This is a genomic window from Anaeromicrobium sp. (assembly GCF_025210435.1).
GTDB lineage: Bacteria > Bacillota > Clostridia > Peptostreptococcales > Thermotaleaceae > Anaeromicrobium.
In genome coordinates this window covers 34,932-48,419 of sequence record NZ_JAOART010000094.1, presented here as the reverse complement: position 1 = coordinate 48,419, position 13,488 = coordinate 34,932, and the positions used below count along the sequence as shown (strand labels likewise).

15 protein-coding genes are annotated in these 13,488 nt (G+C 32.3%); 13 read left to right on the top strand and 2 right to left on the bottom strand.

The genetic code is table 11. From position 1 onward, the window contains the following. Positions 1-393: 393 nt before the first annotated feature. Genes rsmD through N4A57_RS11525 form a run of 3 tightly spaced genes read left to right on the top strand, consistent with a single transcriptional unit; the run spans position 394 to position 1,919 of the window. Complete coding sequence (gene rsmD, locus N4A57_RS11535) at positions 394-966, top strand: 16S rRNA (guanine(966)-N(2))-methyltransferase RsmD (RefSeq protein ID WP_293658146.1); 573 nt, start codon at positions 394-396, stop codon at positions 964-966. A gap of 2 nt (positions 967-968) precedes the next feature. Further along, the gene (gene coaD / locus N4A57_RS11530; RefSeq protein WP_293658145.1) at positions 969-1,454 is read left to right on the top strand and encodes a pantetheine-phosphate adenylyltransferase; all 486 of its coding nucleotides are present in this window, start codon (positions 969-971) and stop codon (positions 1,452-1,454) included. Between the two features lie 18 nt (positions 1,455-1,472). Further along, a complete protein-coding gene (locus N4A57_RS11525; protein WP_293658144.1) occupies positions 1,473-1,919 on the top strand; it encodes an ATPase in 447 nt (148 codons plus the stop codon). Between the two features lie 2 nt (positions 1,920-1,921). Here N4A57_RS11525 and ylbJ read toward each other — a convergent pair whose 3' ends face one another. Next, positions 1,922-3,175 carry a sporulation integral membrane protein YlbJ gene (ylbJ, locus tag N4A57_RS11520; protein WP_293658143.1) on the bottom strand — a complete coding sequence of 418 codons (1,254 nt, stop codon included), beginning with the start codon at positions 3,173-3,175 and terminating at the stop codon, positions 1,922-1,924. A 97-nt stretch (positions 3,176-3,272) separates the two neighbouring features. Then, the gene (locus tag N4A57_RS11515; RefSeq protein ID WP_293658142.1) at positions 3,273-4,502 is read right to left on the bottom strand and encodes a nucleotidyltransferase; all 1,230 of its coding nucleotides are present in this window, start codon (positions 4,500-4,502) and stop codon (positions 3,273-3,275) included. A gap of 233 nt (positions 4,503-4,735) precedes the next feature. Between N4A57_RS11515 and N4A57_RS11510 the strand changes: the two genes are divergently transcribed. The 10 genes from N4A57_RS11510 (at position 4,736) to rnc (ending at position 13,488) form a co-directional block, all read left to right on the top strand. Then, positions 4,736-5,932: an acetate/propionate family kinase gene (locus N4A57_RS11510; RefSeq protein WP_293658141.1), complete on the top strand. Its 1,197-nt coding sequence runs from the start codon at positions 4,736-4,738 to the stop codon at positions 5,930-5,932. 194 nt (positions 5,933-6,126) lie between these two features. Continuing rightward, positions 6,127-6,624, top strand: coding sequence for a YceD family protein (locus N4A57_RS11505; RefSeq protein WP_293658140.1), 498 nt, complete (start codon positions 6,127-6,129; stop codon positions 6,622-6,624). A 13-nt stretch (positions 6,625-6,637) separates the two neighbouring features. Then, complete coding sequence (gene rpmF / locus N4A57_RS11500; RefSeq protein ID WP_095134241.1) at positions 6,638-6,817, top strand: 50S ribosomal protein L32; 180 nt, start codon at positions 6,638-6,640, stop codon at positions 6,815-6,817. Between the two features lie 259 nt (positions 6,818-7,076). Further along, positions 7,077-7,637, top strand: a complete 561-nt coding sequence (gene fapR, locus N4A57_RS11495) for a transcription factor FapR (protein WP_293658139.1) — start codon at positions 7,077-7,079, stop codon at positions 7,635-7,637. Between the two features lie 13 nt (positions 7,638-7,650). After that, the gene (gene plsX, locus N4A57_RS11490) at positions 7,651-8,661 is read left to right on the top strand and encodes a phosphate acyltransferase PlsX (RefSeq protein ID WP_293658138.1); all 1,011 of its coding nucleotides are present in this window, start codon (positions 7,651-7,653) and stop codon (positions 8,659-8,661) included. Continuing rightward, on the top strand, positions 8,651-9,649 hold the full coding sequence (locus tag N4A57_RS11485; RefSeq protein WP_293658137.1) for a beta-ketoacyl-ACP synthase III: 999 nt from the start codon (positions 8,651-8,653) through the stop codon (positions 9,647-9,649). The genes plsX and N4A57_RS11485 overlap by 11 nt, the downstream gene beginning before the upstream one ends. A gap of 13 nt (positions 9,650-9,662) precedes the next feature. Next, positions 9,663-10,607: an ACP S-malonyltransferase gene (fabD, locus tag N4A57_RS11480; RefSeq protein ID WP_293658136.1), complete on the top strand. Its 945-nt coding sequence runs from the start codon at positions 9,663-9,665 to the stop codon at positions 10,605-10,607. 11 nt (positions 10,608-10,618) lie between these two features. Then, positions 10,619-11,362, top strand: coding sequence for a 3-oxoacyl-[acyl-carrier-protein] reductase (gene fabG, locus N4A57_RS11475; RefSeq protein ID WP_293658135.1), 744 nt, complete (start codon positions 10,619-10,621; stop codon positions 11,360-11,362). A 28-nt stretch (positions 11,363-11,390) separates the two neighbouring features. Continuing rightward, on the top strand, positions 11,391-12,626 hold the full coding sequence (fabF, locus tag N4A57_RS11470) for a beta-ketoacyl-ACP synthase II (protein ID WP_293658134.1): 1,236 nt from the start codon (positions 11,391-11,393) through the stop codon (positions 12,624-12,626). Between the two features lie 151 nt (positions 12,627-12,777). Next, positions 12,778-13,488: a ribonuclease III gene (gene rnc, locus N4A57_RS11465; protein ID WP_293658133.1), complete on the top strand. Its 711-nt coding sequence runs from the start codon at positions 12,778-12,780 to the stop codon at positions 13,486-13,488.

Here is a 13,488-nt window from a genome sequence, read left to right as displayed (position 1 = left end):
AGGGAAGAGGCTAAGCCTCTTCCCTTATTTAGATTAAGGGCACAAGGCATATTCAAAAAATAAATTAGTCATTTCACTGGTTATTCGAATTATTTTCTTCGTTATGGAATCGCTCACATATGTTTAATATGCTCGCTTACCATGTCTTGAAAATAATCCAAATTCCTCAGAGAACTGACTAGTTTATTTCTTTCATATGCCTAAGTCATATGCCTAAAAAAAATACTGGTGAAAATCACCAGTATTGGGAGAGGAGAAATGAAGAAAAAAGCTTCAAGGGGAATTTGATTTAAAAGCTTTTCAATATTATTTATGTGTAAAACTGGGATTAAATATTCTAGTTTATAATAATTAAATTTTGTCTATCTTTTACATATATGCTAAAATATAATAATGAGAGGAGAGAGAGAGTTGAGAGTCATTTCAGGAAGAGCTAAAGGAAGAAGATTAAATTCTCCTAAAGGAACAAATACGAGACCTACAACAGATAGGGTAAAGGAATCTGTATTTAGTATTATAAATTTTTACATACGAGATAGTAAAGTATTAGATTTATTTGCAGGAACGGGAGCCCTGGGCATTGAGGCCATCAGTAGAGGGGCAGAATATGGAGTTTTTGTAGATAATGATAAAAATAGTATTGAAGTTATAAAAGAAAATTTAGAAAACCTAGGGTTTCAAAGGGAAAGTAGTGTGTTATACTGTGATGTAGATGCTGCTATAAGCAATTTAAGCTCTAAAGGTGAGGTGTTTCATATTATATTTATGGACCCACCATATCTAAAGGGGTTTATTGAACCATCCCTAGAAAAAATATATGATAGTAATATTTTAAGTGATGACGGGATTGTTTTAATAGAACATGATTTAAAAGATATTTTGAGTGAAAATATAGCAGGATTTTATAAATATAAAGAGAAGAAGTATGGAAATACTTTAATATCCATATATAAGAAGGAGGAGTAACGGTGAAAATAGGCATATGCCCAGGTAGCTTTGATCCAGTTACTAATGGACATTTAGATATTATTAAAAGAGCTTCCCATGTGGTAGATAAAGTTGTGGTGGCAGTACTAAATAACCCTTTTAAAAATCCGCTGTTTACTATAGAAGAGAGAATTAACATTTTAAAAGAAGCCACAAAGGAAATTCCTAATGTGGAAATAGATTCATTTAGTGGTTTGCTAGTAGATTATGTTAATATGAAAAATGCAGACGTAATTATAAAAGGATTAAGGGCTGTATCTGATTTTGAATATGAGTTTCAAATGGCTTTAATGAATAAGAAGTTAAACAAAAATGTTGAAACTATGTTTATGATGACTAGCAGTGAATATTCCTACCTAAGTTCTAGTATAGTAAAAGAAACTTTTAAATTAAATGGATGTATTGAAGGTTTAGTACCAGATCATGTGATTGATGCCATGAGGAAAAAGTTTAAAGAGGTATTATAGTTAAAGGGGGTGCAATTTATGAATGTTTTAAAGCTATTAGATGAGTTAGAGGACATAATAGACAGTAGTTCATCTATTCCTTTTGCAGGAAAGACCTTTGTGGATAAGGATGAAATATTAGAAATAATTAAGGAAATAAGGCTACAATTGCCAGATGAAGTAAAACAGGCCGTGTGGATTAAAGAAGAAAGACAAAAAATTCTTATAGAGGCACAGCATGAAGCTGACAATATAATTGATGATGCAAAGGATCATATAGAGCAAATGGTGGAAAAGGATGAGGTCACAAAGGAAGCTCAAAAAAGAGCTGAAGAAATAATTGCACAGGCTCAAGAAAGTGCCAAAGAAATGAGAATTGGTGCTAGACAATATACAGACGAACTTTTACACAATATGGAGAGTCAATTAGAGAGTATGCTAGGAGTTATTAAAGAAAATAGAAATGAATTAAAGGGTATGAGATGATCTCATACCCTTTTTATTCTTTTAGAGATAATCAAAAAGAATAAGCCTAGAAATAATAAAATTAAATTAAAATGTAAAAATAATAAAAATGAATATTTGAATTTTTCCATAAGATTTAAACTAAAAATAGGTTCGTATAAGCTTTTAAATACGCCCTTTGAAGTAAATAGACCATTTGGATAAAATGAGCATAAGATAAAAGCTAAAAAAGCAGAATAAAAACTATGTATGATTTTACTAAAAATATATATACCACAATTTAAATCAGTTTTAGATATAATACTGAGTGATTGAGCATGTATAGATAAACCACTCCATGAAATTATAAAAGATGTAAAGATAGCTTGGCTTTTAAAGGTTAAAGATTCTATTGAGGATAATTCTCTACATCCTACAGTTATTTCAATAAGGCCGCTTAATAGGGCTGTATATATTTTTTTGTCTAAAGAGCTTAGAAGGGGAATAGTACGTATTTTTACAGTAAGTGGTTCTATTATATTGCCATGCTTTATTATTTGGATTAGAACTGAAAATAAAATGATATAACCACCTATAATAAATAAAACTTCCATTCCCCTTTTCACAGACTCAGAAAATATTTGGCCAAATGAATTATTGGTATTTTTCATGTGTGAAAGGGAAGCTCTAATTTTTTTAGAATAGGTGACTTTGTTTGATGAAAAATTACTAGATTTAGATTTTTTATAAAATCTAAATGAAAAACCTGTAATTAAAGCTCCAAGGTAATGGGAAACTAAAATTAATAAGCCTAAGGATTTGTTTTGAAACATACCTATAGCCACTGCTCCAAGGATGAAAAGGGGTCCAGAAGTACTGCAAAATGAGAGTAACCTTTGACCATCTTCTTGTGAGATAAGACCCTCTTCTCGTAACTGAGAAGTTAATTTTACTCCCATAGGATAGCCAGAGGCTGTACTCATTAAAAATATAAAAGATCCTTCTCCAGGAACATTAAATACAGGCTTTACTATAGGCTCTAATAAGGTTCCTATAAAACGAACAAAGCCCAGTTCTATGAGCATCTCTGTTCCTATGAAAAACGGAAGTAAGGCGGGAAGCACCACATTAATCCAGGTGGATACGCCAAGTTTTGCCCCTTCATATGATACATTAGGATTTAGAGCAATAGACCCTACAAAGGATAGTATGAGTAAAAGTAATAAGGTTTTTCTAATTATAAGGGGATAGTATATAAATAAGAAAAATATAAGAATAATAATTATAAAAAAGAACATAAATTCCTCCCACAATATTTTATGATATATAGGTAAAATTTAAAATACCTATAATATTTTATTGTGGGAAAAATTGAATTAGTACTTTTTATAAAAATTATCTTTTAATATAAGGTTTATTATAGTAATCATAACCTCCATGACGTAAATTTTCATTTGTAATGGATAAGGTGTACAGATCTGTAGCTAAAATATCTAAAGAAAGCATGGATAGGGCCTTAGAATCAACAGATTGTCTATTTATATTAGTAAGTATTGGGACCAAAGATCTTTCTTTCATAACCTTAAGTAATTCTGTACCTTTAGGAGAAAAACCAAGTACACGAGCATAAAGGGGGCCTGTATCCCTAAAATGGTTTAAGGTATCCTTTGTATATCCCATTAAAGAATGAATCAAAATCCTTTGGATTCTAGTGAGTGCATATCTTTTAGTTTTTATATTATCTAATAATGAATCAATATGAATAGCTTTAGTAGCACTAGATTTAAGTCTATTTTCTAAGCCCTCACCCACATCCACAAGGCTTTTTAAATACTCTGGGGAAGATTTTCTTAAAGTTTGGATAATCATTTGGCTAAAATCATTATAAAAAACTGGCTTATTATATTTTATTAAGGATTCTTGTAATATTTTGTAACTTTCACTGGGCATTACACTTTCTAAAGTTTTGTCTAATGGATTATGAAATAAGACTTTTCTTATGGCAGTAGCACTAGATATATTGCCATATAATTCCTTAGAATGGTAATGAGCCTTATATCTTTTTACTGTAGAGGGTTTAATAGGGCTACCTAATTTTAATAGAGATTTTATATATTCAATTCCTAATATATTATTAGGAGAACCTATAATATGGGATAAATTTCCGTGGTTAAAGTATTTAAATAAAGCCTTTTCTCTAGCTGCTGGATATGAGATACCCTCCTTTAAAAATTTCTTCAAATCATCCGTGTATTCACTAGGTTCTTCATTTAATACTTTACTAATTTTTGTTAAATCATCTATATTTCCTAGTTCGCTTCCAAAACTTACGTAATCTACAATATTCATATTGTTTAAGAGAGAAACAGCACCAAAGGCAAAGTATTCAGCACTATTACAAGCATATGCAAAGGGCAGTTCTATAACAAGGTCTACACCTTCATCGATGGCCATTTGAGCTCGAGTCCATTTGTCTAATATGGCAGGTTCTCCCCTTTGAAGGAAATTACCACTCATAACTACTATAGAGTGAGTTGCTTTAGTATTTTTTAAAGATTCTATTAAATGATATTTATGGCCATTATGAAAGGGATTATATTCGGCCACAATTCCAACTACATTCATTATTAAATTACCTCCATGAATAGAAATTATAATAATTAGTCATAATGTTTAAATGAAATATTTATTTAAGTTCTCATATATAATATTACTAAAATTGTCTAATATTATCAAAGAAAGTAAATAAATTTCTATAAATACTTGAAAAAATTCACCAGTAGATTATAATAAAAATGGTATAATGAATTTTTTGTGAGGATTTTAGGAAAATTCACATAAGGAGGAGGAAGGAAACAATGAAAGTATTAGTTATTAACTGTGGAAGTTCATCTTTAAAGTATCAATTAATAAACATGGAAAATGAAGAAGTATTAGGAAAAGGTTTGGTGGAAAGAATTGGAATCGAAGGTTCCGTATTAAAGCACGAAGCTAAAGGTGTTGAAGGAAAAGTTGTAATAGAGCAAGAAATGAAAGATCACAAAGTAGCTCTAGGATTAGTATTAGATGCTTTAGTAGACGAAAAGCATGGAGCTGTTAAAGAATTAAGTGAGATCTCTGCTGTAGGACATAGAGTAGTTCATGGAGGAGAAAAATTCAATGGTTCTGTAGTTATTACTGATGAAGTAATGGATGCTATGGAAGAATGTGTTGAATTAGCGCCACTACATAACCCTGCCAATATAATGGGAATTAACGCTATTAAAGAGTTAATGCCACAGGTACCTAATGTGGGTGTATTTGATACTGCATTCCATCAAACAATGCCAAAGGATGCATACTTATATGCACTACCTTATGAATTATATGAAAAATATGGAGTAAGAAGATATGGATTCCATGGAACTAGTCATAGATACGTATCTGAGAGAGTAAGTGCCATGTTAGAAAAAGACTTAAAAGAATTAAAGGTAATTACTTGCCACTTAGGAAATGGAGCTAGTTTAGCTGCTATAGATGGAGGTAAGTGTGTAGATACTAGTATGGGATTAACTCCACTTGAAGGGTTAGTAATGGGAACTCGTTGTGGAGATATAGATCCTGCTATAATACCTTTTGTAATGGATAAAGAAGGATTAGATACTAAAGGAATAAACAATGTGTTAAACAAAAAGTCTGGAGTACTTGGTATATCTGGAGTAAGTAGTGACTTTAGAGATATAGAAGGAGCTGCTGCTGATGGAAATGAAAGAGCGGATCTTGCCCTTAAGATTTTCAACAGAAGAGTTAAGAAATATATAGCATCATATGCTGCTATAATGGGTGGAGTAGATGCTATCGTATTTACAGCAGGTCTTGGTGAAAATTCAGCTTCAAACAGAGAAGAAATCTGCCAAGGATTAGAATTCATGGGAATCAAAGTTGATTCTGATAAGAACAATATGAGAGGTAAAGAAGCTGTAGTAAGTACAGATGAGTCAAAGGTTAAAGTATTAGTTATACCTACTAATGAAGAACTTATGATAGCTAAAGATACTCAAGAACTATTGAAATAAAAATCAACTAAAAATTTGATTTTTATAAGGTGACTAGGATTATACTAACATTAGTTCATTAAAATAATTTAAAAGGTGGGTATAGCCCACCTTTTTGTAACAGAAAAGTATTATGAACTATCAAGTATTTTTACTTGACAAATCTTTTCTACGTTTGTATAATTAAATCTGTTAATGTGACGAGGTGAGATTATATGAAAATTACCTTAAATGAGTTGATAGAAAAAAGAAAAGAGTCTGTAGATTTGGATATAATTATTCCTATGAGCCATATAGGAATGATTAATAAGGAAATAGAGATTCTAAGTCCTGTTTCTTTAAAGGGAAAAATATTCTATGAAGATGACTCTATATACTTAGAGGCACATATAAAAACTAAGGCAGAATGTATTTGCCACAGATGTCTACAAAAGTTTCAAGTGGATATTGAAAATTCTATTCATGAAAAATTAACTATCAATGAAGAAGAGATGCAAGACTACTATTACATTGATAAAAATAGTCTTGATATAGCTGAAATCGTTGATAATGCATTGGTTTTAAATATGCCTATGAAACTTGTTTGTGACGAAAATTGTCAAGGATTATGTTTAGCATGTGGTGTGAATTTGAACGAAGAACAATGTGATTGTGAAGAAGATCAAATTGACCCCAGATTAGCTAAATTAAAAGATTTGTTACTTAATGATTAAGGAGGTGGAAATAATGGCAGTACCTAAGCGTAAAACTTCTAAAGCAAGAAGAGATAAAAGAAGAGCATCTAACATAAAAATGACAGCAACAAATGTTGTTGAATGTCCACAATGTCATGAGCCAAAGCTACAACACAGAGTATGCAAAAAGTGTGGACACTACAAGAATAAAGAGGTTGTTGCAGTACAATAGTAATTAAAGTAGTAATGATTTTATCATTACTACTTTTTTCGTTATATAGATTAAGGCATATTCAAAAAATAAATTGTAGCCTATTTTTTATATGAAATTAAAAAATAGGCTACAATTTATTTATATATGGTTATATTAATAATGGATTTTAATTTTTTTTAAAAGGCATAATAATAGAAGTTGATTTCTGAATAAAAATATTGTATAGTAAATATTAGTAGCAGGTACTAATTCGAGGTACTAAAGAGGTGAAATGAAAATGGCAGGGAGAAAGCCAAAATCCCTAAGACAAAAGGAATTAATAGAGATGATAAAAAAACAACCCTTTGTTACGGATGAAGAATTAAGTGAATATTTTGGAGTTAGCATACAAACTATACGTTTAGATAGACTAGAATTGAGAATACCAGAACTTAGAGAACGAATAAAGAATGTGGCACAGAAGAATCATTCTAAAGTTAAAAGTTTAGGAGAAAAAGAAATAATTGGAGAGCTAATAGAAATAAAACCAAATGAAAGAGGTATATCCCTATTAGAAACAAATAAAGAATTAGGATTTGAAAAAACCAAGGTAGTGAGAGGTCATCATATTTTTTCCATGGCAGAGTCTTTAGCTATGGCCATAATAGATGCAAAGGTAGCTCTTACTGGAGTGGCTAATATGAAGTACATAGTTCCCGTCATAGCAGGACAAAAGTTAATAGCAAGAGGGGAAGTAGTAAAAGTAAGAGGAAATAAATATTTTGTCCATGTAAAGATAAATGTAAAAGACAATCAAGTCTTTAGGGGAAAGTTTATATTAGTTTCTATAGAAGAGTAAAAGAGGTGAAAATATGCGTATAGCTATAGACGCAATGGGCGGCGATAATGCACCCCATGAAATTGTAAAGGGTTGTGTGGAAGCTTTAGAGGACAGTGGATTTAAAATAGATTTAATTGGTAAATCAGAAATATTGAAAAAGGAATTAGAAAAATATACTTTCGATGAAAATAGAATAAATGTAATAAATGCAGATGAAGTTATAGAAAATACAGATAAACCCGTTAGGGCCATTAAGAGGAAAAAAAATGCTTCTATGGTTGTAGGGTTTGACATGCTAAATGATAATAAGGTAGACGCCTTCATTTCAGCAGGGAATACAGGTGCCATATTGGCAGGAAGTTTATTGAAAGTGGGCAGAATAGAAGGTGTAGACAGGCCTGCTATTACTACTGTATATCCCACGAAAAAGGGTGTGTCATTATTAGTAGATGCAGGAGCTAATTCAGAATGTAAGCCTAGAAATTTATTAGAATTTAGTATTATGGCATCTGCTTATTCTAAGTACGTATTAGGTAATGATAATCCATCTGTGGGGCTAGTAAATATTGGTGAAGAATCATCTAAAGGAACTAGTATGATTAAGGAAACCTATGAAGTCCTTAAAGATAGTCATATAAATTTTTATGGTAACGTGGAAGGACGAGAATTGCCAGAAGGAGTAGTAGATATAATAGTATGTGATGGTTTTGTTGGCAATGTCATATTAAAATTAACAGAAGGTGTTGCTAAAACCATAACCGATACTCTAAAAAATGAACTTAGTAGTAGTATATTTTCTAAAGTAGGATCACTATTTTTACTACCTGCATTAAAATCATTTAAAAAGAGATTAGATTATACAGAATATGGTGGGGCTCCATTTTTAGGTGTGAAAAAACCTGTTATCAAAGCACATGGAAGTTCTAATGCAAAGGCTATAAAGAATGCCGTTAAAAAGGCTAAAGTCTTTGCCCAAAGTGGTGTAATAGATACAATAGGAAAGGAAATCAAAAGAATAGGAGTTGAACGAGATGGAAAATAAATTAATATCAGCAGGTATATTAGGATTAGGAAGTTATGTTCCAGAAAAGATAGTTACTAATGATCACATAGCAAAGATGGTAGATACTTCCCATGATTGGATAGTTTCAAGAACAGGGATAGAAGAACGTAGAGTGGCAAGTGAGGATCAAAGTACATCGGATATATCGGCTATAGCAGCTAAAAGGGCTTTAGAGGATGCAAATTTAAATCCAGAGGATATAGATTTGATAATATTAGCCACATTAACACCAGATATGTTAATACCATCTACAGCGTGTTTAGTTCAAAGTAAAATAGGAGCAAAAAATGCTGCTGCCTTTGACTTAGAAGCAGGTTGTTCAGGATTTGTGTATGGGCTTACGGTAGCTAGACAGTTTATAGCTACTGGCATGTATAAGAAAGTATTAGTAATTGGAGCTGAAATTTTATCAAGAATGGTAGATTGGGAAGATAGAAATACTTGTATACTATTTGGTGATGGAGCTGGAGCTGCTGTAGTAGGTCCTGTGGAAGATGGAAAGGGAATTCTTTCTATGACTATGGGAGCTAATGGAGATGGTGGTAAATTTCTATTAATTCCAGCTGGAGGTGCGACTCAGCCTGCTAGCGAACAAACAATTGCAGATAGACTTCATTATATTCGAATGGATGGAAGTGAAGTGTTTAAATTTGCCGTTAGAACTATGGGGAGGGCTTCTATTGAAGTTATAGAAAAGGCTGGATACAAAGTGGAAGATATAGATTTCTTAGTTCCACATCAAGCTAATACTAGAATTATTAATTCTGCTGCTAAGAAATTAAAATTAAGTGATGATAAAGTTTATGTTAATTTAAATAAATATGGAAATATGTCAGCTGCATCTGTACCTGTGGCACTAGATGAAGCTGTTAAACTTGGAAAGATAAAGAAAGATGATTTAGTAGTACTTGTAGGATTTGGAGCAGGCCTAACGTGGGGTTCATGCTTAATTAAGTGGAATAAGTAAGGGGGACTTAAATATGGGTAAAATGGCATTTGTATTCCCAGGACAAGGAGCACAATACGTGGGAATGGGAAAAGAAATATGTGAAAACTATGAAATGGCAAGTGAAATTTTTGAACAAGCTAGTGAAGCTGTTGGATATGATATGAAGAAGCTTTGTTTTGAAGGACCAGAGGAAGAGTTAAGAAAGACAGAAAATACTCAACCGGCAATATTAACTACTTGTATTGCTATAAGTAAGATTTTAGAGAAGGAAGGAATTAAACCTCATGTAAGTGCAGGTCTTAGTTTAGGAGAATATGCATCTTTGGTTATAGCTAATATGATGGATTTTAAAGATTCAGTGGCTTTAGTTAAAAAGAGAGGTAAATATATGCAAGAGGCCGTTGCCCTTGGAGTAGGAACTATGGCAGCTATATTAGGTATGGATAAGGACATACTAGAAGAAGTCCTAGAGTTATCTAAAGAATTTGGTGTGGTAGAAGCAGCAAACTTTAACTCACCAGGTCAAATTGTAATATCAGGTGAAGTAAAAGCTGTGGAAAAAGCTTGTGAAATCGCCAAGGAAAAGGGAGCAAAGAAGGCAGTTATATTACCAGTAAGTGCACCTTTTCACTGTTCTATGTTAATTCCTGCAGGAGAAAAGTTAAGTGGTGAATTAGAAAATGTACAATTAAGAGAAGGGAATATACCAGTTCTTAGTAATGCACAGAACAAATATTACACATTAGATGCTACTAGAGATTTCCTAGTGCAGCAGGTAAGCAAGTCTGTTTTATGGGTTGACAATGTGGAAAAGATGATCAATGATGGAGTAGATACTTTTGTAGAGATAGGTCCAGGGAAATCTTTAAGTGGATTTATAAAGAAAATAGCTAAGAAGCTTGGGAAAAAAGTAAATACATACAATATTTCTGACATGAAAACATTAAATGATACAATTCATGTGTTAAAAGGGTAGGAGGTAAGTTTATGAATTTAAATGGAAAGACGGCTTTGGTCACAGGCGGTTCTAGGGGAATTGGAAAGGCTATTGCCTTAAAGTTAGCCCAATTTGGGGCCAATATAGTGGTTAATTATACAAGTAATTCTCAAAAGGCAGAAGAAACAGTAAATGAAATAAAGGAAATGGGAAAAGATGCCATCGCCCTACAAGCCAATGTGGCAGAGCTTGGTCAAATAGAAGAACTTGTTAAAAAGGCAGAGGAAGAGTTTGGCAATATAGATATATTAGTAAATAATGCCGGAATTGAAAAGGATAAACTTCTAATTAAAATGTCTGAAGAAGATTGGGATAAAGTAATGGAAGTAAACTTAAAGGGAGCTTTTAATTGTACTAAAATAATTGGTAGAAAAATGATGAGAAAAAGAAGTGGAAAAATAATAAATATAGCATCAGTAGTAGGTATTACAGGAAATATTGGTCAAGCAAATTATGCTGCTTCAAAGGCTGGATTAATTGGATTTACCAAGTCTATAGCAAAGGAATTAGCCACTAGAGGGATAACTGTCAATGCAGTGGCACCAGGCCTTATAAAATCAGACATGACTGACGGCCTAAGTGATACTATAAAGGAACAAATGTTAGCTAAAATTCCAGTTGGTAGAGCAGGTATGCCAGAAGAAGTGGCAGATACAGTAGCTTTCTTGGCTTCAGAAAGAGCTAACTATATTACAGGTCAAGTAATCAATGTAGATGGTGGAATGGTAATGTAATGAAAAGACATATGGGAGGTTATTTTTTATGCGTAGAGTTGTAATTACTGGAATAGGTGCGGTTACACCTGTAGGAATTGGGAAAGAAGAATTCTGGAAAAATATTAAAGAAGGTAAAAGTGGAATTGGACTAATTACTAATTTTGATACGGAAAACCATTCAGTAAAAATTGCTGGAGAAGTTAAAGATTTTGATCCCCTACAATTTATTGATAAAAAAGAAGCAAAGAGAATGGATAAATTTACTCAATTTGGGATTGCTGCTTCAAAGCTTGCAGTTAAAGATGCTAAATTAGATTTAGATAAAGTGGAAAAGGAAAAATTTGGAGTGATAATAGGATCAGGTATAGGTGGAATTCAAACTTTCGAAAGAGAATTTGAAAAAATGTCTAAGAAGGGTCCTTCAAGGGTAAGTCCATTTTTCATACCTATGATGATAACTAATATTGCTTCTGGACATATATCTATGGCCTTAGGGGCAAAGGGACCAAATACAACAGTTGTAACGGCGTGTGCATCATCTACAAATGCCGTTGGAGATGCCTTTAAAGCAATCCAAAGAAATGATGCAGACATTATGATCACAGGGGGAACAGAGGCTTCAATAACTCCCCTTAGTATAGCAGGATTTACTAATATGAAAGCTTTATCTACTAGAAATGATGAACCACAAAAGGCTAGCAGACCATTTGATAAAGATAGAAATGGATTTATAATGGGTGAAGGGGCTGGAATGCTTGTAATAGAAGAATTAGAACATGCTATTAAAAGAGGTGCCCATATATATGCAGAGATAGTAGGATATGGAATGAGTGCAGATGCATATCATATTACAGCTCCAGCTCCAGGAGGAGAAGGTGCTGCAAGATCAATGATGAATGCATTAAAGGATGGAAATGTGGATCCTAATGAATTAAATTATATAAATGCCCATGGAACTTCAACCCCAATGAATGACAAAAATGAGACAGCAGCTATAAAGACTGTATTTAAAGATCATGCTAAAGATATAGCCATTAGTTCTTCAAAATCTATGACAGGTCATTTATTAGGAGCAGCTGGTGGAGTAGAAGCCATTGTATGTGCCCTTGCCATTGATGAAAATTTTGTACCACCAACTATTAACTATACAACTCCTGATGAAGAATGTGATTTAGATTACGTTCCAAATGTGGGAAGAGAGATGGAAGTAAGTTATGCATTATCTAATTCTCTAGGTTTTGGTGGACATAATGCAACCATATTATTAAAAAAATATAAATAATCAATTATTTTAATAAAATAATCGGGAGTGACTAAGGCATATGCCTAAACTCCCGATTAAAATTTAAGAGGGATTTTAATATAATAACTTTTAAATTATGTGAAAAAAGTGTAAAATATATTAGAGAAAAAAGAATATAAGGAGGACATTAATGAGTAATATTGATCCTAATAGACATGATTTATTGGATGAAATATCTAAAAAAATATCTTATGAATTCAATAATATAAGTCTATTAAATGAAGCTTTAACTCATAGTTCATATGCTAATGAGAATAAAAAAAGAAATATACAGTACAATGAAAGATTAGAGTTTTTAGGAGATTCTGTATTGGGAATTGTTATAAGTGATTATTTATACAAAAATTTGTCTACTTCTCAAGAGGGGGAATTGACTAAAATTAGGGCAAGCATTGTATGTGAACCTTCTTTAGCTAATTCATCCATGGAACTTAGTATGGGTAAATATTTAATGCTGGGAAAGGGTGAAGAGGTAACCGGTGGAAGAGAAAGGATATCAATTTTGGCAGATACCTTTGAAGCTGTTATAGGAGCCATATATTTAGATGGTGGATTGGAAAATGCTAAGAAGTTTATACTGTATAACTTAAAGAATACTATTAAGGACGCGATAGAAGGAAGAATATTCCAAGATTATAAAACCCATTTACAAGAAATTATTCAAGGTAAGGGAAATGACAAAATTGAATATGAAGTAATAGATGAAAAGGGTCCAGACCATAATAAAATCTTTTATGTACAAGTTAAAATTGCTGGACAAGTAATAGGGAAAGGATTAGGAAAGAGTAAAAAGGAAGCAGAACAAAAGGCTGCAAAAGAGGCACTCAAGAAGGTGGTATAG

Bases quoted from the DNA above. Each gene is read 5' to 3' on its own strand.
- fabD (WP_293658136.1), top strand. From the start codon at position 9,663: ATGGGTAAAATGGCATTTGTATTCCCAGGACAAGGAGCACAATACGTG.
- ylbJ (WP_293658143.1), bottom strand. From the start codon at position 3,175: ATGTTCTTTTTTATAATTATTATTCTTATATTTTTCTTATTTATATAC.
- N4A57_RS11515 (WP_293658142.1), bottom strand. From the start codon at position 4,502: ATGAATGTAGTTGGAATTGTGGCCGAATATAATCCCTTTCATAATGGC.
- N4A57_RS11525 (WP_293658144.1), top strand. From the start codon at position 1,473: ATGAATGTTTTAAAGCTATTAGATGAGTTAGAGGACATAATAGACAGT.
- fapR (WP_293658139.1), top strand. From the start codon at position 7,077: ATGGCAGGGAGAAAGCCAAAATCCCTAAGACAAAAGGAATTAATAGAG.
- fabG (WP_293658135.1), top strand. From the start codon at position 10,619: ATGAATTTAAATGGAAAGACGGCTTTGGTCACAGGCGGTTCTAGGGGA.
- N4A57_RS11485 (WP_293658137.1), top strand. From the start codon at position 8,651: ATGGAAAATAAATTAATATCAGCAGGTATATTAGGATTAGGAAGTTAT.
- fabF (WP_293658134.1), top strand. From the start codon at position 11,391: ATGCGTAGAGTTGTAATTACTGGAATAGGTGCGGTTACACCTGTAGGA.
- rsmD (WP_293658146.1), top strand. From the start codon at position 394: ATGAGAGGAGAGAGAGAGTTGAGAGTCATTTCAGGAAGAGCTAAAGGA.
- N4A57_RS11505 (WP_293658140.1), top strand. From the start codon at position 6,127: ATGAAAATTACCTTAAATGAGTTGATAGAAAAAAGAAAAGAGTCTGTA.
- plsX (WP_293658138.1), top strand. From the start codon at position 7,651: ATGCGTATAGCTATAGACGCAATGGGCGGCGATAATGCACCCCATGAA.
- rpmF (WP_095134241.1), top strand. From the start codon at position 6,638: ATGGCAGTACCTAAGCGTAAAACTTCTAAAGCAAGAAGAGATAAAAGA.
- rnc (WP_293658133.1), top strand. From the start codon at position 12,778: ATGAGTAATATTGATCCTAATAGACATGATTTATTGGATGAAATATCT.
- N4A57_RS11510 (WP_293658141.1), top strand. From the start codon at position 4,736: ATGAAAGTATTAGTTATTAACTGTGGAAGTTCATCTTTAAAGTATCAA.